General features: G+C 66.5%; 24 protein-coding genes, 1 pseudogene and 1 riboswitch. Of the genes and pseudogenes, 14 read left to right on the forward strand and 11 right to left on the reverse strand.

Annotation, left to right across the window (positions count from 1 at the left end; genetic code table 11):
- Positions 1-11 precede the first annotated feature (11 nt).
- Entirely contained in the window at positions 12-1,667 is a 1,656-nt protein-coding gene (locus tag OK015_RS25600) for an MFS transporter (RefSeq protein ID WP_268133087.1), read from the forward strand.
- Entirely contained in the window at positions 1,664-2,152 is a 489-nt protein-coding gene (locus tag OK015_RS25605) for a DUF2771 domain-containing protein (RefSeq protein WP_268127342.1), read from the forward strand. Before OK015_RS25600 ends, OK015_RS25605 begins: the two co-directional genes overlap by 4 nt.
- 4 nt (positions 2,153-2,156) lie before the next feature.
- Here the strand turns inward: OK015_RS25605 and OK015_RS25610 are convergent, their stop codons facing one another.
- The 3 genes from OK015_RS25610 to OK015_RS25620 all read right to left on the reverse strand — a co-directional run bounded on the left by OK015_RS25610 (position 2,157) and on the right by OK015_RS25620 (position 5,614).
- Positions 2,157-3,161: a glutathione S-transferase family protein gene (locus OK015_RS25610; RefSeq protein WP_268127344.1), complete on the reverse strand. Its 1,005-nt coding sequence runs from the start codon at positions 3,159-3,161 to the stop codon at positions 2,157-2,159.
- 13 nt (positions 3,162-3,174) lie between these two features.
- Entirely contained in the window at positions 3,175-5,127 is a 1,953-nt protein-coding gene (locus tag OK015_RS25615; protein WP_268127347.1) for an acyl-CoA dehydrogenase family protein, read from the reverse strand.
- A gap of 79 nt (positions 5,128-5,206) precedes the next feature.
- Positions 5,207-5,614, reverse strand: a complete 408-nt coding sequence (locus OK015_RS25620) for a cold-shock protein (protein WP_268127350.1) — start codon at positions 5,612-5,614, stop codon at positions 5,207-5,209.
- 161 nt (positions 5,615-5,775) lie between these two features.
- On the opposite strand from OK015_RS25620, the gene OK015_RS25625 reads away from it, so the two are divergent.
- The 4 genes from OK015_RS25625 (at position 5,776) to OK015_RS25640 (ending at position 8,832) form a co-directional block, all read left to right on the forward strand.
- Positions 5,776-6,180 carry a YccF domain-containing protein gene (locus tag OK015_RS25625; protein WP_268127353.1) on the forward strand — a complete coding sequence of 135 codons (405 nt, stop codon included), beginning with the start codon at positions 5,776-5,778 and terminating at the stop codon, positions 6,178-6,180.
- Entirely contained in the window at positions 6,177-7,268 is a 1,092-nt protein-coding gene (gene moaA, locus OK015_RS25630) for a GTP 3',8-cyclase MoaA (RefSeq protein ID WP_268127354.1), read from the forward strand. Before OK015_RS25625 ends, moaA begins: the two co-directional genes overlap by 4 nt.
- Entirely contained in the window at positions 7,261-7,539 is a 279-nt protein-coding gene (locus tag OK015_RS25635) for a MoaD/ThiS family protein (RefSeq protein ID WP_268127356.1), read from the forward strand. The genes moaA and OK015_RS25635 overlap by 8 nt, the downstream gene beginning before the upstream one ends.
- 207 nt (positions 7,540-7,746) lie before the next feature.
- Positions 7,747-7,957: riboswitch (cyclic di-AMP (ydaO/yuaA leader) on the forward strand.
- Between the two features lie 11 nt (positions 7,958-7,968).
- Positions 7,969-8,832, forward strand: a complete 864-nt coding sequence (locus OK015_RS25640) for a transglycosylase family protein (protein WP_268127358.1) — start codon at positions 7,969-7,971, stop codon at positions 8,830-8,832.
- 21 nt (positions 8,833-8,853) lie between these two features.
- Here OK015_RS25640 and OK015_RS25645 read toward each other — a convergent pair whose 3' ends face one another.
- From OK015_RS25645 to OK015_RS25660, 4 genes are read right to left on the reverse strand one after another with little or no spacing between them, the layout of a single operon-like run.
- Entirely contained in the window at positions 8,854-9,279 is a 426-nt protein-coding gene (locus tag OK015_RS25645) for a molybdenum cofactor biosynthesis protein MoaE (protein ID WP_268127362.1), read from the reverse strand.
- Complete coding sequence (locus OK015_RS25650) at positions 9,276-9,758, reverse strand: MogA/MoaB family molybdenum cofactor biosynthesis protein (RefSeq protein WP_268127365.1); 483 nt, start codon at positions 9,756-9,758, stop codon at positions 9,276-9,278. The genes OK015_RS25645 and OK015_RS25650 overlap by 4 nt, the downstream gene beginning before the upstream one ends.
- Complete coding sequence (gene moaC, locus OK015_RS25655) at positions 9,758-10,243, reverse strand: cyclic pyranopterin monophosphate synthase MoaC (RefSeq protein WP_442791162.1); 486 nt, start codon at positions 10,241-10,243, stop codon at positions 9,758-9,760. The genes OK015_RS25650 and moaC overlap by 1 nt, the downstream gene beginning before the upstream one ends.
- 11 nt (positions 10,244-10,254) lie before the next feature.
- Positions 10,255-10,455: a hypothetical protein gene (locus tag OK015_RS25660; protein WP_268127366.1), complete on the reverse strand. Its 201-nt coding sequence runs from the start codon at positions 10,453-10,455 to the stop codon at positions 10,255-10,257.
- A gap of 137 nt (positions 10,456-10,592) precedes the next feature.
- On the opposite strand from OK015_RS25660, the gene OK015_RS25665 reads away from it, so the two are divergent.
- Together OK015_RS25665 and OK015_RS25670 are read left to right on the forward strand one after the other, a co-directional pair.
- Positions 10,593-12,845 (forward strand): helicase-associated domain-containing protein, encoded by a 2,253-nt coding sequence (locus OK015_RS25665; protein ID WP_268127368.1) that lies wholly within the window; start codon positions 10,593-10,595, stop codon positions 12,843-12,845.
- Between the two features lie 8 nt (positions 12,846-12,853).
- Positions 12,854-14,503: a DNA repair helicase XPB gene (locus tag OK015_RS25670; protein WP_268127369.1), complete on the forward strand. Its 1,650-nt coding sequence runs from the start codon at positions 12,854-12,856 to the stop codon at positions 14,501-14,503.
- Between the two features lie 14 nt (positions 14,504-14,517).
- Here OK015_RS25670 and OK015_RS25675 read toward each other — a convergent pair whose 3' ends face one another.
- Both OK015_RS25675 and OK015_RS25680 read right to left on the reverse strand, forming a co-directional pair.
- Positions 14,518-15,663 carry a thiolase family protein gene (locus tag OK015_RS25675; RefSeq protein ID WP_268127370.1) on the reverse strand — a complete coding sequence of 382 codons (1,146 nt, stop codon included), beginning with the start codon at positions 15,661-15,663 and terminating at the stop codon, positions 14,518-14,520.
- Positions 15,664-15,679: 16 nt separating this feature from the next.
- Positions 15,680-16,105 carry a Zn-ribbon domain-containing OB-fold protein gene (locus tag OK015_RS25680; protein WP_268127372.1) on the reverse strand — a complete coding sequence of 142 codons (426 nt, stop codon included), beginning with the start codon at positions 16,103-16,105 and terminating at the stop codon, positions 15,680-15,682.
- 258 nt (positions 16,106-16,363) lie between these two features.
- Here OK015_RS25680 and OK015_RS25685 point away from each other — a divergent pair, with 258 nt between their 5' ends.
- The 4 genes from OK015_RS25685 to OK015_RS25700 are packed head-to-tail and all read left to right on the forward strand — an operon-like array spanning position 16,364 to position 19,238.
- Complete coding sequence (locus tag OK015_RS25685) at positions 16,364-17,179, forward strand: ABC transporter permease (RefSeq protein WP_268127374.1); 816 nt, start codon at positions 16,364-16,366, stop codon at positions 17,177-17,179.
- Positions 17,176-17,913, forward strand: coding sequence for an ABC transporter ATP-binding protein (locus OK015_RS25690; RefSeq protein ID WP_268127376.1), 738 nt, complete (start codon positions 17,176-17,178; stop codon positions 17,911-17,913). Before OK015_RS25685 ends, OK015_RS25690 begins: the two co-directional genes overlap by 4 nt.
- The gene (locus OK015_RS25695; RefSeq protein ID WP_442791163.1) at positions 17,910-18,926 is read left to right on the forward strand and encodes an ABC transporter substrate-binding protein; all 1,017 of its coding nucleotides are present in this window, start codon (positions 17,910-17,912) and stop codon (positions 18,924-18,926) included. The genes OK015_RS25690 and OK015_RS25695 overlap by 4 nt, the downstream gene beginning before the upstream one ends.
- Before the next feature lie 18 nt (positions 18,927-18,944).
- Positions 18,945-19,238, forward strand: coding sequence for a putative quinol monooxygenase (locus tag OK015_RS25700; protein WP_268127378.1), 294 nt, complete (start codon positions 18,945-18,947; stop codon positions 19,236-19,238).
- A gap of 6 nt (positions 19,239-19,244) precedes the next feature.
- On the opposite strand, the gene OK015_RS25705 is transcribed toward OK015_RS25700, so the two are convergent.
- Both OK015_RS25705 and OK015_RS25710 read right to left on the reverse strand, forming a co-directional pair.
- Entirely contained in the window at positions 19,245-20,228 is a 984-nt protein-coding gene (locus OK015_RS25705) for an LLM class F420-dependent oxidoreductase (protein WP_268127380.1), read from the reverse strand.
- Between the two features lie 160 nt (positions 20,229-20,388).
- Positions 20,389-20,676 (reverse strand): annotated as a pseudogene (locus OK015_RS25710) (TetR/AcrR family transcriptional regulator); the annotation flags it as partial.
- A gap of 37 nt (positions 20,677-20,713) precedes the next feature.
- Between OK015_RS25710 and OK015_RS25715 the strand changes: the two are divergent.
- Positions 20,714-21,916: an FAD-dependent monooxygenase gene (locus OK015_RS25715; protein ID WP_268127382.1), complete on the forward strand. Its 1,203-nt coding sequence runs from the start codon at positions 20,714-20,716 to the stop codon at positions 21,914-21,916.
- Between the two features lie 283 nt (positions 21,917-22,199).
- Positions 22,200-22,478, forward strand: a complete 279-nt coding sequence (locus tag OK015_RS25720; protein WP_268127383.1) for a hypothetical protein — start codon at positions 22,200-22,202, stop codon at positions 22,476-22,478.

A 22,478-nucleotide genomic window follows, 5' to 3' on the forward strand; every position in this document is an offset into this window, starting at 1 on the left:
ATCCGGGCCGTGTGGCCCCCAACCCGGGCCGCCGGACCCGCACTGGATCGACGAATCAGCATCCTGGCATGGCCAATTACCCCACCGACGACGCGGACTATCGACGCACCCGCCGCCCCCCGCCGCCGCCCAGCGCCAATCGCTATCTCCCACCGCTGGGCCGGCAGAAACAACCGGAGCGCGACACCCCGCCGCCGCGTCGACCGTCGTCCGGCGAACGGATCACCGTCACCCGCGCCGCCGCGTTGCGCAGCCGCGAGATGGGTTCCCGGATGTACTGGATGGTCCAGCGGGCGGCCACCGCCGACGGCGCCGACAAGTCCGGCCTTACCGCGCTGACGTGGCCGGTGGTGGCGAACTCCGCGGTCGACTCCGCGATGGCCGTCGCGCTGGCGAACACGCTGTTCTTTGCCGCGGCCAGTGGGGAGAGCAAATCCAAAGTTGCGCTGTACCTGTTGATTACCATCGCGCCGTTCGCGGTGATCGCACCGCTCATCGGTCCGGCGCTGGACCGATTGCAGCACGGCCGCCGCGTCGCACTGGCTCTGTCGTTCGCGCTGCGCACCGCGTTGGCAGTGCTGTTGATCATGAACTACGACGGTGCCAGCGGCAGCTTCCCGTCCTGGGTGCTCTATCCGTGCGCGCTCGCGATGATGGTGTTCTCGAAGTCGTTCAGCGTGCTGCGCAGCGCGGTGACACCACGGGTCATGCCGCCCACCATCGATCTGGTGCGGGTCAATGCCCGGCTGACCATGTTCGGTCTGCTCGGCGGCACCATCGCCGGCGGTGCGATCGCGGGCGGCCTCGAGTTCGCCGGCACCCACCTGTTGAAGCTGCCCGGAGCCTTGTTCGTCGTCGTCGCGATCACGATCGCCGGAGCGATGCTGTCGATGCGGATCCCGCGCTGGGTCGAGGTGACCGCGGGTGAGGTGCCCGCCACCCTGAGCTATCGCCAGGACAGCGAACCGCTGCGGCGTACCTGGCATAAGGAAGTCAAGAAAGTTGGCGGGGCACTTCGACAGCCGTTGGGCCGCAACATCATTACCTCCCTGTGGGGCAATTGCACGATCAAGGTGATGGTCGGCTTCCTGTTTCTGTATCCCGCGTTCGTCGCGAAGTCGCACCAGGCCACTGGGTGGGCCCAGCTCGCGATGCTGGGCATCATCGGCGCCGCGGCCGGCCTCGGCAACTTCGCCGGCAACTTCACCAGCGCACGGCTGAAACTGGGTAGACCGTCCGTACTGGTGGTGCGCTGCACGGTGGCGGTGTGCGCGGTCGCGTTGGCGGCCTCGGTGGCCGGCACCCTGGCGGCGGCCGCGATCGCCACCCTGATCACCTCCGGCGCCAGTGCAATCGCGAAGGCATCGCTGGACGCATCGCTGCAAGATGACCTACCCGAGGAATCCCGCGCGTCGGGATTCGGCCGCTCGGAATCGACGCTGCAGCTGGCCTGGGTGCTGGGCGGCGCGCTGGGGGTGATGGTCTACACCGAGCTGTGGGTCGGCTTCACCGCCGTCAGCGCGATATTGATCCTGGGGCTGGCGCAGACCGTCGTCAGCTTCCGCGGCAACTCGTTGATCCCGGGTCTCGGAGGTAACCGCCCGGTGATGGTCGAGCAGGAAGGCACACGCCGCGACAGCGGCATGACTGCGGCGGCGCCCCAGTGAAACGTGGTGTGGCCGTGCTGCTCTCGGTCGTGGTCGCGCTGCTGGCCGTGGGCGGCGGGATAGGAACATGGTGGCTCGTGCGCGAGCCCGGCCCACAGCGGCCAGAGATCAGCGCGTATTCGCATGGGCAGTTGATCCGGGTGGGACCCTACCTGTACTGCAATGTGCTCAACCTCAACGACTGTCAGCAACCGCAAGCTCAAGGCGAACTGCGGGTCAGCGACCATTATCCCGTGCAGCTTTCGGTCCCCGAGGCGATCTCGCGGGCACCGTGGCGACTACTGCAGGTGTATGAGGATCCTGCCAACACCGCGACCACCATGTTCCGCCCGGGCACCCGGTTCGCGGTCACGATCCCTTCGGCCGACCCGCAACGGGGGCGGCTGACCGGAATCGTCGTGCAGTTACTGACTTTGGTGGTCGACCCATCAGGTGAACTGCACGATGTGCCGCACGCGGAATGGTCGGTGCGGGTGACGCACTGAGCGCCTACGCGCCGTGGCCGGCCGGCACCTGCTCGCCATCGACCGGCGGCCCGGGCGGCGTGCCGTTGCCGAAGGGCTTGCCCCCCAATGATTCCCGTTCGTGCTCGGTAAGCCAGCTCGTCAGATCCGGGCCCTTGGGCACGATGCGGGTCGGGTTGATGTCGGCGTGCACGATGTAATAGTGCTGTTTGATCTGTACGAAGTCGACGGGGTCACCGAAGCCCGGCGTCTGGAACAGGTCACGCGCATAAGCCCATAACACCGGCATCTCACTCAGCTTGCTTCGATTGCACTTGAAGTGCCCGTGGTAAACCGGGTCGAAGCGGGCCAGCGTGGTGAACAGTCGCACGTCGGCCTCGGTGATGGTGTCGCCCACCAGATATCGCTGATTGGTCAGCCGATCGCTCACCCAGTCCAGTGCCGCGAACAGCCGGTCATAGGCGGCCTCGTAGGCCTCCTGCGAGCCGGCGAATCCACATCGGTACACCCCATTGTTGATTTCGGTGTAGATCCTCTTGCTGACCTCGTCGATCTCGCCGCGCAGCCGTTCGGGGTATAGCTCGGGCGCACCATCGCGGTGGTAGGCGCTCCACTCGGTCGACAGGTCCAGGGTCATCTGGGCGAAATCATTGGTGACGACGGCGCCGGTCGGCACGTCGACGATCGCCGGGACGGTGATCCCCTTGGGGTAATCGGGAAAACGCTTGAAGTAGGCGTCTTGCAGCCGCGGAATCTTCAGGACCGGGTCGATACCACCCGGGTCGAGGTCGAACGTCCAACTGCGCTGGTCGTGCGTGGGGCCGCAAAAGCCAATGGATAGAACATCTTCCAGACCCAGCAAGCGCCGGACGATGATCGCGCGGTTCGCCCACGGGCAGGCGCGCGCAACGACGAGTCGATACCGCCCAGGCTCCACGGCGTAGCCGTCGCGTCCGTCGGCGGTGATCCGGGTGGTGATGTAGTTGGTGTCGCGGGTGAATTCGCCGGCACCGGCAACGTAGGCGGCCATGGCGACGATTCTGCTACCTGGTCGCGCCCGCCGACGCAGGTACCGTCAGAAACCGCCGAGCCAGGTTGGCCTCTGTCGACTCGCCCGCTTCCCAGTGCGCGATCCAGGGGCCGGTGCCCTCCGACTGGTCGACGATGCCGTCCTCCAGCCAGCGGTACCGCCCCTCCAACACCTCGTGGGTGAGCTGCACATCGCTGCTGTCGGTGTTGGTCCACAACGCGTCGAACAGAGCCTCGACCCGCAACGTCGCCTGCTGACAGAACGTTTCGGCCAGCTCGTAAGCCTGTTGTCCCAGTACCGGATCCGCGGCACGCTGCCCCTCGGCGCGCACGCATGCCGCCGACATCGCGAACAGCTCGGCACCGACATCGACGACGCGCCCCAGGAATCCCTGCTTTTGCTCAAGTTTGGCTTGCCAGCGCGCCATCCCGTAGAAGGTGTTGCGGGCCAGCTTGCGGGTGGAGCGTTCGATGAACCGCAGGTGCGATGCCAGCGGACCAAATTCGCTGTACGCCCGCGGCCGCTGCCCTTCACCAAAAGCCAGCTGTGGCAACCACTTTGCATAGAATCCGCTGGCGCCGACCGCCGCGGCGGCCTTTTTCCGCAACCCCGTGTCAGGTTTCGCGAGGTCACCGGCGGCACTCAGGTGGGCATCGACGGCTTCGCGGGCGATCAGCAGCCGCATGATTTCGCTCGACCCTTCGAAGATGCGGTTGATCCGCAGATCCCGCAGCGCCTGCTCGGCGGGTACCGCGCGCTCGCCACGCGCGGCCAGAGACTCCGCGGTTTCATACCCACGGCCACCGCGGATCTGCACGAGGTCATCGGCGATGGTGCAGGCCATTTCGCTGGACCACAACTTGGCCAGCGCCGCCTCGATGCGGATGTCGTTGCGGCCTTCATCGGCCATCTGGGCGGAGAGTTCGAGCACGGCGTCGAGCGCGTAGTTGGTGGCGGCGATGAACGAGATCTTATTGGCCACCGCTTCATGTTTGGCCAACGGCTTGCCCCACTGCACCCGCTCGCCGGACCATTCGCGGGCGATCTTCAGCGCCCATTTGGACGATCCCGTGGCGTTGGCGGGAATCGACAGCCGTCCGGCGTTGAGCGTGGTCAGCGCGATCTTGAGGCCGTCGCCTTCTCTGCCGATCAGGTTCTCGCTGGGGACCCGGACAGCATGCAGTCGCGTCACCCCGTTCTCGATGCCGCGCAGTCCCATGAACGTGTTGCGCCGCTCCACGGTGATCCCGGGCGAATCCGCTTCGACCACGAACGCGCTGATGCCGCCACGGTGCCCGTCGCTCTTGGGCACCCGGGCCATCACCACGAGCAGTTCGGCGACCACGCCGTTGGTGGTCCACAACTTCACGCCCTCGAGTTCGTAGGCCCGCCCGTCGTCGACCGGCGTCGCCGTCGAGGCCAGCCGGGCGGGATCGGAACCCACGTCCGGCTCGGTGAGCAGAAATGCCGAAATGGCGCCAGCGGCACACCGCGGCAGGAACTTCCGCTTCTGCTCGTCGGTTCCGGCAAGCTTCAACGGCTCTGGAACTCCGATCGATTGGTGCGCCGAGAGCAGCGCGCCGAGGCTGGGGTGAACGGACGAAATCATCATCAATGCCCGGTTGTAGGCGACTTGCGACATGTTCAGCCCGCCGTATTCCGACGGAATCTTCATGCCGAAACAGCCCAATTCGGCCAAACCCTTGACGTGTTCATCGGGAATCTGCGCATCGCGCTCGATGACACTGCCGTCGACGGTGCTCAGGAATTCCCGCAGCTGGGCGAGAAACTCGCGGGTACGTGCCTCGTCGGCGTCTGACGGTTTGGGGAACGGGTGTATCAGCTCCAACGGAAAATGACCGAGGAACAACTCCTTGGCGAAGGATGGTTTATCCCAACCACTTTCGCGGGACTCTTCGGCGAGCGCTCTCGCCTGTTCCTCGGTGACCTGCGCCTGCTCTGCCATCGCAGCCTCCTCGCTACACGACTATCGCGACGAGTGAGTACCCAAACTGGGACGCAGTACTCCGTGCTCGACTGCGGAGTTAGGCGTCGAGCTCCCGGGCCACCGCCTTGACAACTTCGGAGACGCGACGAGCCACCTTGCGGTCCGGGTACCGACCCTTGCGCAACTCGGGCTGCACGGTGCTCTCCAGCAGCGTGATCATGTCCTCGACCATGCCGTGCAGTTCATCGGGGCTGTGTTTGTGCTCGACGGGTGTCTCGCGGCGCGTCTTGGCCAGGGTGGGCGGTGGATCGATCAGCTTGAGACTCAACGCCTGCGGTCCGCGTCGGCCGGAAGCCAAGCCGAATTCCACCTTCTGCCCTGCCTTGAGGCCCTCGACACCCGCGGGCAACGCCGACGAGCGGACGTAGACGTCCTCACCGTCTTCCTGCGACAGGAAGCCGAACCCTTTTTCGGCGTCGTACCACTTAACCTTGCCGGTCGGCACTGGTCTCACCTGCTTGTCTGAAGAAATAACTAGGAATGGATACAAGAAGCGTCCCGCCTGTGCAGGACGCGATGCGGATTCAGATCCTACTCGGGTGATTGCCTGGCAAGCACCCCCGATTCCTCGCGACTCGCTACGCTGGCAGTACTGCTGGAGGAGATATGCGCCTGGTTCTGAACATAATCTGGCTCGTATTCGGCGGCCTCTGGATGGCCGTCGGATACCTGGCCGCGGCGCTGATTAGCTTCTTGCTCATCATTACGATTCCGTTCGGGTTCGCCTCACTGCGGATCGCTTCCTACGCGTTATGGCCATTCGGCCGGACGATCATCGACAAGCCGACGGCCGGTACCGGCGCCCTGATCGGGAATGTCATCTGGGTGCTGCTGTTCGGCATCTGGTTGGCGATCGGTCATCTGGTGAGTGCGGCAGCGATGGCGGTCACGATCATCGGGATTCCCCTGGCGGTGGCCAACCTCAAACTGATCCCGGTGTCACTGATGCCGCTGGGCAAGGAGATCGTCCCGGTCGGGTCGCAGGCCCCATTCGCACGGGTGCCGGCATGACGCTGACCGCACTGGGGGTTCCGGCAGTGCCGAGCCTCACGGTCCCCGACGGCGGCGCCGCCCGCGTCGGGGGAATGCCGACGGATGGCCCGCTGCTCGACACGTACGGCAGGGCCGCCACCGATCTGCGGGTGTCGCTGACCGATCGCTGCAATCTGCGGTGTAGCTACTGCATGCCGGCCGAAGGCCTGGATTGGCTGCCCGGCACGCAGCTGCTGAGCCCCGAAGAGCTGGCCAGGCTGATGCACATCGCCGTGACCCGGCTGGATGTCACCAGCGTGCGGTTCACCGGCGGTGAGCCGCTGTTGTCGCGCCACCTCGAGGAGGTGATCGCCACGGCCGCCGGATTGCGTCCTCGTCCGGAGATCTCGCTGACCACCAACGCGGTCGGGCTGGCGCGACGGGCCGAGGGGCTGGCCGCGGCGGGGCTCGACCGGGTCAACATTTCGCTGGACACCGTGAACCGGGATCGCTTCGCGGCGATCACGCGCCGGGACCGGCTCGCCGACGTGCTGGCCGGTCTGGCCGCCGCCAAGGCCGCCGGCCTGACGCCGGTCAAAGTGAACGCGGTGCTGGATCCCGCCACCGGTCGCGAGGATGTCGTTGAGCTGCTGGGGTTCTGCCTCGAACACGGCTACCAGTTGCGGATCATCGAGCAGATGCCGCTGGACGCCGGCCACCAGTGGCGCCGCGAGGCGGCGTTGACGGCCGACGACGTGCTGGCGGCGCTGCGCCCGCACTTCCGGCTGCGCCCGGACCCGGCACCGCGCGGTTCGGCGCCGGCCGAGCTGTGGCTGGTCGACACCGGCCCGGATACGCCGGCCGCAAGGTTCGGTGTGATCGCCTCGGTGTCGCACGCGTTCTGCGCCACCTGCGACCGCACCCGACTGACGGCCGATGGCCAGATCCGCAGCTGCTTGTTCTCCGCCGACGAGACCGACCTGCGAGGCCTGCTGCGCGGCGGTGCGACCGACGACGCGATCGAGGCGGCTTGGCGCGCCGCCATGTGGGCCAAACCCGCCGGCCACGGCATCAACGACCCGAACTTCACCCAGCCCGACCGACCGATGAGCGCGATCGGTGGCTGAGCTCCCCGTCGACACGGACGGCATCCGGGTGACCATTCGCTACTTCGCCGCCGCACGCGCGGCCGCCGGAGCCGAAGCCGAAACGGTCCTCCTGCCTCCAGGCACCACGGTGGCCGAATTGGTTAAAAGACTCGCCACTTCGGGTATCCGACTCGCAACCGTGTTGAACCGATGCTCCTATCTCTGCGACGGCATCGCGGTTCGCGACGAAACCAAAGCGTTGCGCTCGGGTAACACGATCGACGTGTTACCCCCCTTCGCTGGCGGCTAATTTTGTGAGATAGCTCACGTAACGGAATGATAACGGCGCGGACACGGCCCGATATCGGGCCCTACGACCTGCGCAAATCCTAGGTGTTCCTGCGGCTTTCGAAGATGTCCGGGCGGGAAACGCCGAGTTTCGTAAGAAGTGACGCGGTCAACAGAACCGGCTACCGTCTCCGGAGGTTCGCCAGCTAGACCCGGTGGCGTTCCTCCCCTACCCGTCGCGCCGAGCTCCATCCAGTGGGCGGGGGACACCGTACGTGGATGGAGACGGGGGACCCACCGGTCCACCGTGATCGGACTGGAGTCGCTTGCGGCTCCTTGGGGTGAAGCCGGCGTCGGCTCTCGCGAAATGACGTCGGCCGGGTGGCCTCTCCAACCCGAACCCGACAGCTGACCTCGTAGGCGTGCAGTAGAGAGGAAACTTCGCGCACGCATGAGCGGACGTCACCGTAAGCCCACGACATCCAACATCAGCGTCGCCAAGATCGCCTTTACCGGGGCGGTACTTGGTGGCGGCAGCATCGCCCTGGCTGGTCAAGCAGCCGCGGCCACGGATGGCGAATGGGATCAGGTAGCCCGTTGCGAATCCGGCGGCAACTGGGGAATCAACACCGGCAACGGTTACTACGGCGGCGTTCAGTTCAACGCCGGTACCTGGGCCTCCCACGGCGGCCGCGAATACGCCCCGACAGCTCAGCTAGCCACCCGGGAACAACAGATCGCCGTCGCCGAGCGCGTGCTCGCGACCCAGGGTCGCGGTGCGTGGCCGGTGTGCGGAGGCCCGCTGTCGGGTCCCACCCCGCGCGAGGTGCTTCCGACACCCGCGGGCTTGGATGTGCCGGGACTCAACGGCGACCCGGGACCACTGGCCCCGCCGCCGGCCGACGCTCCTCCGCCGGACGCTCCTCCCCCGCCTCCCCCGCCGCCGGCTGAACCGCCCGCGCCGGTGCAGCTGGCCTCCTTCGACCAACCGGCTCCGCCCCCCGCGGATGTGCCTCCCGCCCCGCCCGCAGACCTGCTGCCGCCGGCGCCGCCCGCGGATGCCATGCCCCCGGCACCGCCGGTCGACGCGCCGCCGCCCGCGGATGCTCTGCCGCCGGCGCCGCCCGCCGACGCCCCGCCGCCCGCTGACGTCGTGCCCCCCGCCGACACGCTGCCCCCCGCAGACGCCCCCGGCGAACCACAGCAGGCCAGCAAGGTCGGCTACACGCAGCAACTGTGGGACGCGATCCGCGGCCAAGACGTCAACGGAAACGACGCCCTGGACTCGCTGGCGCAGCCCGCGCCCGTCAACTGACGCGGCGTTGAGTCCGAGGCGCTAAGCCGACCCCACCCATTCGTCGGTTCCGTCGTCGAAGAACTGGTGTTTCCAGACCGGTAGCCGTGCCTTGATGGTGTCGACCAGCAGGGCGCAGGTGGCGAACGCTTCCTGCCGGTGATCGGCGGCGACCGCGGCCACCAGTGCCACCTCGCCGATGTGCAGCGCGCCGGTCCGGTGGCTGGCGGCGACCGCACGCACACCGCCGGAGGCCTCGGCAACCTCGGCCACCACGGCCGCCATCACCTGCGTGGCCGACGGATGCGCCGAGTACTCCAGCCGCACCACCCGGCGCCCCTCGTCGTGGTCGCGAATCATTCCGACGAAGCCGACGATTGCTCCGGCCGACCGATGGCTTACCAGTTCTTCATGCTCGGCTAGCGAGATCTGCTGCTCCGTCATCGCGGCGCGCAGGACGACCGTCATCGCTCGTGGTCTTTGCCGGCGATCTGGTCGAGGGCATGGTCGAGCACGTCGGCAAGCACCCCCAGCCCGTCTCGTACACCGCCGGGCGAACCCGGCAGGTTGACGATCAAGGTCCGTCCGGCCACACCGCACACTCCGCGCGACAGCACGGAAGTCGGCACCTTCGGCAGCCCGGAGTGGCGAATCGCGTCGGCCAGGCCGGGAATCAGGTAGTCCACCACCGCGACGGTCTGATCCGGGGTGGTGTCGGTCGGCGAGATGCCGGTGCCACCCGAGCTCAGGATCACGTCGACATCGTCGTCGAGCGCGCCCCGCAGTGCCTCGCCAACCGGGTTCCCGTCGGCGACCACTTCCGGATCCGCAGCCGAAAACCCATGCTGCTCAAGCCATTCAGCGATGATCGGCCCGCATTCGTCGGTGTACACACCGTCCGAGGCCCGAGTGGAGGCGATGATGATGCGTGCGAATCGAGTGCCCATCAGCGCACCCAGCTTCCGGCTTTGCCGCCGTCTTTGCGGAGCACTCGGACGTCATCGATACGGGCCGCCGGGTCAACCGCCTTGATCATGTCGTAGAGCGTAAGCGCGGCCACGCTGACGGCCGTCAGCGCCTCCATCTCCACACCCGTACGGTCGGTGCTGCGCACCGTCGCGACGATCTCGATATCCGCCTCACCGACGGTCAAATCGACGTCGACCCCGGTGAGCGCGAGCTGGTGGCACAGCGGGATCAGGTCGCTGGTGCGCTTCGCCGCCAGAATGCCCGCCACCCGCGCGGTAGCCAACGCATCACCCTTGGGCAGCCCGCCGGTGGAGATCAGCGCCACCACTTGCGCGGAGGTCCGTAACGTACCCGCGGCGACGGCGGTGCGCTTGGTGGCTCCCTTTTCGGTGACGTCGACCATGTGTGCCGCGCCTCGCTCGTCGAGATGCGACAGCGCGCCCGGGCGGGATACCCCTGCCATCCCGGCGATACCTACCGGTTGATGACCGTGACCGGGTGGACGTAGGGCAGGTGGTCGGACTCGACGGGGAACACCACGTCGCCAAACGGCGATAGCGCACCCGTGCGATCGGTTACCAGCTCGCTCACCGCGTGGTCGTCTGGGTCCGTCGTCGGCCAGCCGTTGTCGACGTACCTGGTTTTGCCCGCTTCGCCCTCAGCAATATCAGCCACGCCGTCCATTCTGACAGGTTGCGCCCGCGCGCGTGACGCTAGTTGGCTTGCTGAGCTCTTCCCACAAGCAGCGGGGCGGGGTTGGACCGCCCGCACCGTTGCCTGAGCATCCGCAAGCTGCTTTACGCTGGTCAGCGATGACCGACAACACCCCGGATATCCCGCTGGGGTCCTGGCTGGCCGACTTGCCCGACGAGCGGCTGATCCAACTGCTGGAACTACGGCCGGACCTTGCCCAGCCGCCACCCGGCAACATCGCGGCCCTGGCCGCGCGCGCCGGGGCCCGACAGTCGGTCAAGGCTGCCACCGACGAGCTCGACTTCCTCCGGCTGGCGGTACTCGACGCGCTGCTGGTGCTGCATGCGGATACCGCTGCGGTGCCGACCGCCAAGCTGCTGGCGCTCATCGGCGATCGCGCTCCCGAGGCCGACGTGATCGACGCGCTCGACGACCTACGGCGGCGCGCCCTGGTCTGGGGAGATGCGGCGACGCGGTTGGCCGCCGACACCGGCATGGCGTTGCCCTGGCATCCGGGACAGGTGACGCTCGAGGACGCTTCACGCACCGGTGAACAGATTTCGGAGCTGATCGACGGGCTCAACGAGGCACAGCAGGAAGTCCTGACCAAGCTGCTCGAAGGATCTCCCATGGGGCGCACCCGGGACGCCGCGCCCGGCGCGCCGCCGGATCGGCCGGTGCCGCAGCTGCTGGCATTGGGTCTGCTGCGACGAGTCGACGCCGAGACGGTGATCCTGCCCCGCCACGTCGCGCAGGTGCTACGCGGCGAGCAGCCCGGCCCGATGCAGCTGACGGCACCCGACCCGGTGGTGTCGACCACCACACCGGACGACGTCGACGCCGCGGCGGCGGGAGCCGTGATCGACCTACTGCGCGAATTCGACGTGCTGCTGGAAAACCTCGGCAGCACACCAGTTTCCGAACTGCGCAGCGGCGGTCTTGGAGTCCGGGAAGTCAAGCGGTTGGCCAAAGCCACCGGCGTGGACGAGGCTCGTTTGGGCCTGGTTCTCGAGGTCGCGGCGGCGGCGGGGTTGATCGCCAGCGGTACGCCCGATCCCGAACCGGAAAACGGTGACGGCCTGTACTGGGCGCCGACGGTGGCCGCTGACCGCTTCGCCGCGATGTCCGCGGCCGAGCGTTGGCACCTGCTGGCCAGCGCTTGGCTCGACCTCCCGGGCCGCCCTGCGCTGATCGGCGGCCGCGGCCCGGACGGCAAACCGTATGCGGCCCTGTCGGATTCGCTCTACTCAACGGCGGCGCCGCTGGATCGCAGGCTGCTGCTGGGCGTCCTCGCCGACCTGCCCGTCGGCGCCGGAGTCGACGCGGCCACGGCGTCGGCGGCGCTGATCTGGCGGCGTCCGCGCTGGACCAGGCGCCTGCAACCCGGGCCGGTGGCCGATCTGCTGGCCGAAAGCCACGCTTTGGGCCTGGTGGGCCGCGGGGCGATCAGCACTCCCGGCCGCGCGTTGCTGGAGGAAACCGTCGACTTCTCCGCCACGGTGGACGCCATGGCGCGGGCGCTGCCCAAACCAATCGACCACTTCTTGATGCAGGCCGATCTGACCGTCGTGGTGCCCGGACCGCTGCAACGCGATCTCGCCGACGAACTGGCAACCGTGGCCAACGTCGAATCTGCCGGCGCGGCGATGGTGTACCGCATCAGCGAACAGTCGATCCGGCACGCCCTCGATGTCGGCAAAACCCGCGACTGGATGCACAAGTTTTTCGCCGATCACTCTAAAACTCCTGTGCCACAAGGACTTACGTATCTCATCGACGATGTTGCACGTCGGCACGGCCAACTCCGTATCGGCATGGCCGCATCGTTCGTGCGTTGCGAAGACCCGGCGCTGCTGGCCCAGGCCGTAGCGGCAGGCGAGGACCTGCAGCTGCGGGCGCTGGCCCCGACGGTGGCCGTGTCCCCCGCCCCGATCGCCGAGCTGCTCTCCGCGCTTCGGGCCGCGGGCTTCGCCCCGGCCGCCGAAGATTCCACCGGAGCCATCGTCGACGTCCGGCCGCGGCGGGCCCGGGTGCCCACGCCTGCGCAGCGGCGGCCCTACCGCGCGGCGCAGCGGCAAAACAGCGAGACACTGAACGCGGTGGTCTCGGTGCTGCGCAAGGTGACCACGGTGCCATTCGGCACTAGCCGTGTCGACCCGGCGGTCGCGATGTCGCTGCTGGTTGACGCGGCAAAGTCGCAAGACACACTGCTGATCGGCTACCTCGACGCCGCGGGCGTGGCCAGCCAGCGGATGGTGTCGCCGATCGCCGTTCGGGGCGGACAGCTGGTGGCGTTTGATTCGGCGTCGGGACGGCTGCGGGACTTCGCGATCCACCGCATCACGTCGGTGGTGTCGGCCGACGACCGATAATGGATGACATGACTGACGGACCATTGATCGTGCAGTCCGACAAGACGGTGCTGCTCGAAGTCGAACACGAGCAGGCTGACGCGGCGCGCGCCGCCATCGCGCCCTTCGCAGAGTTGGAACGCGCACCCGAACACGTGCACACCTATCGCATCACGCCGCTGGCGCTGTGGAACGCCCGCGCCGCCGGCCATGACGCCGAGCAGGTGGTCGACGCGCTGGTCAGCTTCTCGCGTTACGCGGTGCCGCAGCCGTTGCTGGTCGACATCGTCGACACCATGGCCCGCTACGGCCGGCTGCAACTGGTCAAGAGCCCGGTGCATGGCCTCACTCTGGTCAGCCTGGACCGCGCGGTGCTCGAAGAGGTGCTGCGCAACAAGAAGATCGCGCCGATGCTGGGCGCGCGGATCGACGACGACACCGTGGTCGTCCACGGCAGCGAGCGCGGCCGGGTCAAGCAGATGCTGCTCAAGATCGGTTGGCCCGCCGAGGATCTCGCCGGCTATGTCGACGGCGAGGCGCATCCGATCAGCCTGGAGCCCGACGGCTGGGAACTACGCGACTACCAGCGGCTTGCCACCGACTCCTTCTGGGCGGGCGGCTCCGGGGTGGTGGTTCTCCCCTGTGGCGCGGGCAAGACGTTGGTCGGCGCGGCCGCGATGGCGAAAGCCAGTGCGACGACGCTGATCTTGGTCACCAACATCGTCGCTGCCCGGCAATGGAAACGCGAGCTCATCGCGCGCACCTCACTGACCGAAGAGGAAATCGGCGAATACTCCGGCGAACGCAAGGAAATCCGGCCCATCACCATCTCGACGTACCAGATGGTCACCCGCCGCAGTAAGGGCGAATACCGCCATCTGGAACTCTTCGACAGCCGCGACTGGGGACTGATCATCTACGACGAGGTGCATCTGTTACCCGCGCCGGTCTTCCGGATGACCGCCGACCTACAGTCCAAGCGACGGCTCGGCCTGACCGCAACGTTGATCCGCGAAGACGGCCGCGAGGGTGACGTGTTCTCGCTGATCGGCCCGAAACGCTACGACGCCCCGTGGAAGGACATCGAGGCGCAGGGCTGGATCGCGCCGGCGGAGTGTGTCGAAGTCCGGGTCACGATGACCGACAACGAGCGAATGATCTACGCCACCGCCGAACCCGAAGAGCGTTACAAGCTGTGCTCGACGGTGCACACCAAAATCGCTGTGGTGAAGTCGATTCTGGCGAAGCACCCCGGAGAGCAGACCCTGGTGATCGGCGCCTACCTCGACCAGCTCGACGAGCTCGGCGCCGAGCTGAACGCGCCGGTGATCCAGGGCTCCACCAAGACGAAGGAGCGCGAGGCGTTGTTCGAGTCCTTCCGCACCGGCGAAATATCGACGCTGGTGGTGTCCAAGGTCGCCAACTTCTCCATCGACTTGCCCGAAGCCTCAGTGGCGGTGCAGGTTTCGGGGACGTTCGGCTCGCGTCAAGAGGAGGCTCAACGGCTTGGCCGGCTACTGCGGCCCAAGGCCGACGGTGGCGGCGCCATCTTCTATTCCGTGGTGGCCCGTGACAGCCTGGACGCCGAATACGCCGCGCACCGGCAACGCTTCCTGGCCGAGCAGGGCTATGGATACATCATCCGCGACGCGGACGACCTTCTGGGACCGGCAATCTAGGGCAATCAGGCAGGCTAGAGCGACAGGATCGTCGCCGACGCGGTGCCGGGAGCACCGTACACCTGTGCCAATCCGACCCGCGGGTTGCCGGGCACCTGACGCTCCCCGGCCTCGCCACGCAGCTGACGCACCAGCTCGTGCACCTGCCGCAGCCCCGATGCACCGATCGGCTCGCCGTTGGCGATCAGGCCGCCGTCGGTGTTCACCGGCATCGAGCCGTGGATCTCGGTGGCGCCGTCGGCCAGCAGCTTCTCCTGCTCACCGTCGGCGCATAGACCGGTCTCGGCCATGTGGATGACCTCGTTGCCCGCGTCGGTGTCCTGCAGTTGGGCGACGTCGACGTCCTCGGGCCCGATGCCCGCGGCTTCGTAGGCTGCCTTGGACGCGTACACCGTCGGGGAGGCGTCCTCGTCGAGCGGCGCGAAGGTGGCATGCACCTCATAGGCACCGAACGTGCGGGTGCGGATCTCGCAGGCGCGCACGTAGACCGGCTTGTCGGTGTACTTGTGCGCGATGTCGGCGCGGCACATGATGACGGCCGCGGCGCCCTCGTCGGGTGCGCAGAACATGTACTGCGTCAACGGGTAGTTGAGGACGGTCGAGTTGAGGATCTCCTCGACGGAGATCTCCTTGCGGCGGAAGGCATTCGGGTTCAGCGCGCCGTTACGGAAGTTCTTGTTGGCCACCCGCGCCAGGGTCTCCTGGGAGATGTTGTGGTCGTGCAGGTACTTGTTGGCCTTCATCCCGAAGAACTTGGTGGTGACGAACTGCCCGTTCTGCGCGTACCACTGCGGCAGCGCCAGCTTGGCGGGGTCGTCGGTGAACGCTCCGCGCGGGTGCTTGTCCAGGCCGATGGCGATGCCGATGTCGTACTTGCCCAACCGGATGGTGTCGGCGGTTTGCTGAATGGCGCTGGCCGCGGTGGCACAGGCGTTGAAGACATTGGTGAAGGTGATGCCGGTCAGCCCGACCAAGCGGGTCACCGCGTCCGGATTGGACACTTCGTGGCTGCCCCCGAAACCGAATTGGATGTCTTTCCATCCCACGCCGGCATCGGTGAGCGCGGTTTGGATGGCCTCGGCGCCCATCTGCATCGCGGTCTTGTCGAACCTGCCGAAGGGGTGCAGGCCGACGCCGATGATGGCTACGTCGTTAGTCATCTCAGGCTCCTTCTTTCTAGACCGGCTGGAAGGCGAACGTGATGATCTCGTTGCCGTCGGCGTCGGTGGTAAGGGGCAGCATGGTGAGCTCGACCTCCTGGCCGAACTGGAGCTTGGCCGGGTCGTTCTCGGTGAGCCGCCCCTCGACGCGGATCACCGCGTCTTCTCCCGAGCCGAGCTGGACCAGGCCCACGCCGAAGGGGACGAAGTCGTTTCCGGTCGGGCCGGCGTAGGGGGCCCCGGGCGGGAAGCCCTGGGTCGTCCAGGCCACCAGTGTTCCGCTGCGCGGCAACAGCACGTCGCTCATCGCTCCGCCGCTGCATCGCGGGCACCGCTGCTGTACCGGGAAGGTGGTGGCACCGCAATCACCGCAGCGACTGCCGATCAGCTGCGGGTTCTCGTCAGGCCAGGTTGAGATCTCGGGAGCGAGTGCCTTCTGCATCGAGGGGTCCTCCGTCGGTTGAACAGAATTGTGCTCACTGAACCGTATAACAGCCTTCCGAAAAGTGGAAACGGCATTCTCATTGCCGGCATCGGTACCGGAGCCTGGTTGCCGGCCCACGTCGGCGGCTTAGGCCGTGTTCCCGTCACACGGAGCCAAACTCTTTATCCCGGGAGCCCGATCGACCTACCCTCGGCACGGACGATGCCGCTGGTAACCCGTTAGCGCCCGCCCGCTCCCCCAAAGGTTTTGCGAACAATGGTCAGCACTCCCGCCGAGACGGCCGTCGTATCTGCGCCGGCATTCGCGGCCGCGAGGCCCCGCAAGCAGCGCCGCTGGGCGATCATCCGCATCTCGTCGCCCCTGGTGCTGTTGGGGCTGTGGCAACTTCTCAGCGCCACCGGCTTGATCCCTCAGGACGTGTTGCCGGCTCCACAGCTGATCTTCGATGCCGGCCTACAGCTGATCCGAAACGGCAAGCTCGTCGAAGCGCTGGAAGTGTCCGGGCTTCGTGTGGTCGAGGGCCTTCTCCTCGGCGGCGTGGTCGGCGTTGCCCTGGGTGTGGTTGTCGGGTTGTCGCGGTGGTTCGAGGCGACCGTCGACCCGCCTCTACAGATGGTGCGCGCGCTACCGCACCTGGGCTTGATTCCCTTGTTCATCCTGTGGTTCGGCATCGGCGAACTGCCGAAGGTCCTACTGGTCGCGCTTGGTGTCAGTTTTCCGCTGTACCTCAATACCGTGTCCGCGATCAAACAGGTCGATCCCAAACTACTGGAAACCGCTGACGTTCTTGGCTTTTCGCTATGGCAGCGACTGCGCACCATTATCTTGCCCAGTGCGGCACCGCAGGTGCTGGTCGGGCTGCGGCAGTCGCTGGCGATCGCGTGGCTGACGCTGATCGTCGCCGAACAGATCAACGCGGACAAAGGCATTGGATTCCTGATCAACAATGCCCGCGACTTCCTGCGCATCGACATCATCATCTTCTGCCTGGTCATCTACGCACTGCTGGGCATCGGGACCGATGCCATCGTCCGCGCGCTTGAACATCGAGCCCTGAGGTACCGCACATGACAGTGACATCCGAACGACAAACCGCCGTCGTCGGCAGGCTCACCAACATCGACAAGTGGTATGGCTCCCGGCAGGTTCTCCACGGCATCTCCCTCGAGATCCGCACCAACGAAATCGTCGCGCTGGTGGGCCGCAGCGGGTGCGGCAAGTCGACCGTATTGCGGGTGCTGGCGGGACTCTCCCCCGACCACACCGGTGATCGCGAGGTCGCCGGTGCGCCGGCGGTCGCCTTCCAGGAGCCGCGCCTCTTCCCGTGGCGCGACGTGCTGACCAACGTGCGCTACGGCCTCAATCGCACCAGCCTCTCGCAGGACGCGGCGCGGGAGCGGTCCGAACGAGCGCTCAGCGAGATCGGGCTTACCGACCATGCCTCGGCATGGCCGCTGACGCTGTCCGGCGGTCAGGCACAACGTGTTTCGCTGGCACGAGCACTCGTGGCCGAGCCCCAGCTGCTGCTGCTCGACGAGCCGTTCGGGGCACTGGACGCACTCACCCGGCTTTCCATGCGTGCGTTGCTGCTCGACTTGTGGCGCCATCACGGGTTCGGCGTGCTGCTGGTCACGCATGACGTCGACGAGGCCATCGACCTGGCCGACCGGGTACTGGTCCTCGAGGATGGCCGCGTTGCCCACTCCGTCGAGATCGAAGCACCGCGTCCCGCCGCGTCGGAGCGCACCGCCCAGCACGACCAATACCGTGCCGACCTTCTCGACAAGCTCGGCGTTCGGCTTTGATTGCCCCGCACCGCATCGCGGTTCGCGCCGCCCTCGTGCTGGTGCTCGCGGTCGGCGTGCCGGCATGCGTGTCGCGGTCTTTGGGGCCGCAAGTGATCGCAGTGCCGGCCCCGGTCCCGGTGGCGGAGCTGTCCGGGGTGACCCTGCAAGTCGGTGACCAAAAGGGCGGCACCGAAGCGCTACTGCGTGCGGCCAACGCCCTCGACAATTTGCCGTACCGGATCGCGTTTTCGACATTCACCTCGGGCCCCCCACAGATCGAGGCCCTGACCGCGGGCAAGATCGATTTCGCGGTCACCGGCAATACGCCACCGGTCTTCGGCGCCGCGGCCAACTCCAAGACCCGGGTGGTTTCGGTCTGGGACGGCGCCCAGACCGGCGAGCAGATCTTGGTGCGCGCGGGGTCTTCGATCGCCTCGGTTCCCGACCTGAAGGGCAAGACGATCCTGGTGGCCAAGGGCAGCGCCGCGCATGCCAACGTGCTCGAGCATCTCGCCGACGTCGGGCTGAAGGCAAAAGACGTCAAACTGGTCTTCTTGCAACCCGCCGACGCGCTGTCGGCGTTCGCCAACGGGCAGGGCGATGCCTGGGTCATCTGGGAGCCCTACACGTCGCAAGCCACTCTCACGCTGAAGGTGCGCAATATCGGGATCGCCGAGAACGGCTACCAGTTCGGCAGCGCCTCCATTCGGGCACTGACCGATCCAAAACGCAACGCCGCGCTGGCCGACCTGCTGGTCCGCTACCAGAAGGCGGCGCAGTGGGCGCGCGAGAACCCGTCGGAGTGGGCGAAAAAGTACGCCAAAGCCGTCGGCCTGGACCTCAAGATCGCCGAACTCGCCCAGAGTCACCTGCTACGACTACCGGTCCCCCTCGACGACAAGGTGGTAGCAGCCGAGCAACGGCTCGCCGACTTGTTCGCGGCCGCCGACCAGATTCCGGAGGCGCCGCAGTTCGCCAAGTGGGTCGACCGTAGGTTCAACAGTGTGCTCGCGGCGAGCAGCACACAGTGACGATACGAGGAGACGACGATGACGGTCATCGTGCTACTGGAACTGAAGTTCAAGCCCGACGAGGTCGGCGCGGGACGCGAGCTGATGGGCCGGACGCTGGAGACCACCCGGGCATTCGAGGGAAATCTCCGGACCGACGTCTGGATCGATGAGGAAGACGAAGCCCACTGGATCATCTACGAAGAGTGGGAGACGGTGGACGCCGACGAGGCCTACCGCGCGTTTCGCGCCGGCGAAGGCAAGGTGACGCAGTTGCCTCCGTTGCTGGCCGCGCCGCCCTCAAAGACGAGGTACACCACTAGCGACGTCTGAGCATCGCTAGCTCAGGGCGGGGATGACTTCCCGTTCGAACAATTCGATGCCGGAGCGGTCGTAGGCGGCTTCCGGGAAGTACACGATCGCGTACTCGCAGCCGAGGTCGCGAATCCTGGTCAGCCGCTCGACCACCTGTTCCGTCGTTCCAGTCGCCGAGTCCGGAAGGCTGCTGGTCATCGAATCCGCAAGCGTCTCAGGCACATAGTTCAGCAGCCGGTCACGCACCCGCTGCCGCCGGTCTTTGACGTCGGCGTCCGACGCGCCGACGATGGCGGTGAAGTTTGCCGAACGCACGATGGCATCAAAGTCGGTGCCCAGGTCGCGGCAGTGCCCGGCGAGCACGTCCGACTTGTGCGCAAACGCCTCGGGCTCCGCCGTGAAGTTGGTGTACTGCGCGTACTGCGCCGCGATGCGTAACGTCACCTTCTCGCCGCCGCCGGCAATCCATAGCGGAATACCATTGTCCTGCAATGGCTTCGGTTCAACGATCGCGCCGTCGACCTGGTAGTGCTTGCCGTCGAGACTGACTTTGCCGTCGCGCCAGGCGTCCCGCATGATCTGCACGCCTTCGTCCAGCCGGCCCAATCGCACCCCGGCCGACGGGAACCCGTAACCGTAGGCGCGCCACTCGTGTTCGTACCAGCCGCCGCCGATGCCCATCTGGATGCGGCCACCGGAGATGATGTCGGCGGTTGCCGCCACCTTCGCCAGGTAGACCGGATTGCGGTAGCTCATTGCCGTGCACATCTGGCCGAGCTTGATCCGCGATGTGGTCGCTGCGTAGGCCGACATCAATGACCAAGCTTCGTGCGTCGCTTCGGCGCTCGGCGTCGGAACGGTATGGAAGTGGTCGTAAACCCACACCGAGTCCCAGGCGCTGCCGTCGGCGTAGGCTGCCAGGTCCTTCATCACCGCCCAGTGTTTCGCGGGGTCGATTCCTACCAAATCCATTCGCCAGCCCTGCGGAATGAAGAAGCCAAAGCGCATAGTTAGGCACTCTAGCTGTCGACCGTACAAGCCGGAACCTCATAGCGGATGGAATGCATGCCCCGCATCGTCACCGTCGATGACAACGGCGACGAAAACTTCGTGGCTGACAATGCGCAGCCGTCCGGCGGCATCTTCGCGAACATGTTTCGCCCTGCCCTCACGCCCCCAGTGCCGCCAGCGCGGCGTCAACCGAGGTCGCGCGCAACGCTTCATACGGGGTCCGGAAACTGTAAGCAGCAGTCCTGCAACCCGCCGAACGACACCACTGCACGGGTGGACTGTGCGAGCGTTGGTCGCGAGCCAAACACCAACTTGCCCAGCCGATCCGCCACGCCAGCACCTTGTCGATCAGGCCGAGGTCGGCCAGCGTCGTCAATTCGGTCAACACGAACATGTCGCCGCGATGCGGGTAGTGGAAATCGCAATAGCCCTCCAGCAATTCGCGGGCAATGTTAGGGTAACCTAAGTCCAAGGAGGTCGACATGCGGATTCTGATCTCGGGGGCGAGCATCTCGGGCCCGGTGCTGGCGTACTGGCTGACCCGCCACGGTTTCGATGTCACGGTCGTCGAGCGCGCACCCCAATTGCGAAAGACCGGTGGCCACGCCGTCGACCTGTTCCGCCCGGCCATGGAAATCTCGGCCAAAATGGGCGTGCTGCCACAGATCGAGGCGCTCGCGACGGGGACGACAGCGATGACCATGTATCGCCAGGGCACCCAGCGACCGGCGCACGTCGATCTCACCAAGGTCTTCGGGGCGTCGTCTGACCGGCACGTCGAGATCATGCGCGACGACCTCAGCGAGGTCTATTACCGCGCCGGCCGTGATGACATCGAGTACCTGTTCGGCGATTCGATCACGGCCATCTCGGCCGACGGCGACGTCACCTTCAAGCACGCCGCGCCACGCCGATTCGACATCGTGATCGGCGCCGACGGTCTGCACTCCAACGTGCGGCGCCTGGTCTTCGGCGAGGACGCCGGGCGCACCAGGTTCCTCGGCGGCTATCTGGCGGTGGAGTCGGTGCCGAAATCGCTTGCCCGCAATGGAGAAATGGTCGTGCACATGGGCGCTGGCCGGATGGCGGGCATCTACACCGCGCAACCCCTGAATGATGCGCGTGCGTTGTTCATGTTCCGCAGCAAAGAAGAGCTGCAGATTCACTACCGAGATGTCTTGCGGCAGAAGGAATTGTTGCGGACGACATTTGCCGGGATGGATGCGACGGTGGACGGTTGGGTGGCCGAGCTCGACCGCGCACCGACGTTCTACTTCGATTCGATCATCCAGCTGCAGTTGGACGCCTGGTCGCGTGGACGGGTCGCACTGGTGGGCGACGCCGGGTACTGCCCCGGGCCGGCGGTCGGCGGCAGCACCAGCATCGCGGTGCTGGGCGCCTATGTGCTGGCGGGCGAATTGGCAGAAGCCAGTGGCGATTACCCCCACGCGTTCGCGGCCTACGAACGGGCGATGGCCGGCGCGGTACGCCGCAGCCGCACCTTTGCACGCGCGGCCGCCAAGACGATCGTCCCGGGCTCGCGGGCCGGAGTGTGGGCGCTGACCCGCGCCGCACAGCTGGTCTCGGCGCTCCCCGCCGGACTCACCCGAACCATCGCCAAGATGAACACCAACGGCGCCCGTCTGTACGACTCGATGGAGTACAAGGAGTACGCCGTCGTTTAACGTCAACGGCGACAGCGAATTAGAGACGCCTGCCACGGCGGAAGGAACGAGCTGCGATGGAGCTAGCCGGTGTCGGGACCGCTTCCTGTTGGGGATCGGCATCAGCGCCGGATCGCCGCAGCGCGGTAGCTAAGTCACACCCACCACAGGAGTCCCTCGGAGGCGGTGCACTCTTTTTGCCCGCCTCTCAGCGACAACCAGGTTCGCTGTCATACCCGCGTGCGACGGTTCGACGCTGCATCAGCAAGCCCTTCGAGGAATCGAGCTCCGTTACGCGCTCACCATGCACCTGGCTCAGTGCGGGCCTGCGACCATCGCCGAGCTGATTGATGCGCTGCGCCACCACGGTTTCTCCGTCCACGGGCGACCATCCAAAGCCGTCTCGGACGCGCTGCGCTGGGAGATCGAGCACGGCCGGGTACGTCGGCTCGCGCGAGGTCGATACGGACCGGCGTATATCCCGCGTTCCACCGAGTACCGCATCCACCAACGCGTGCTGGAGCTGCGTTGTCGCTCGGAGGTGGGCAAAAAGTTGCCCACCTCCCCGCCGCGGCGCGAGTGA

The sequence above is a fragment of the Mycobacterium sp. Aquia_216 genome (assembly GCF_026723865.1).
GTDB lineage: Bacteria > Actinomycetota > Actinomycetes > Mycobacteriales > Mycobacteriaceae > Mycobacterium.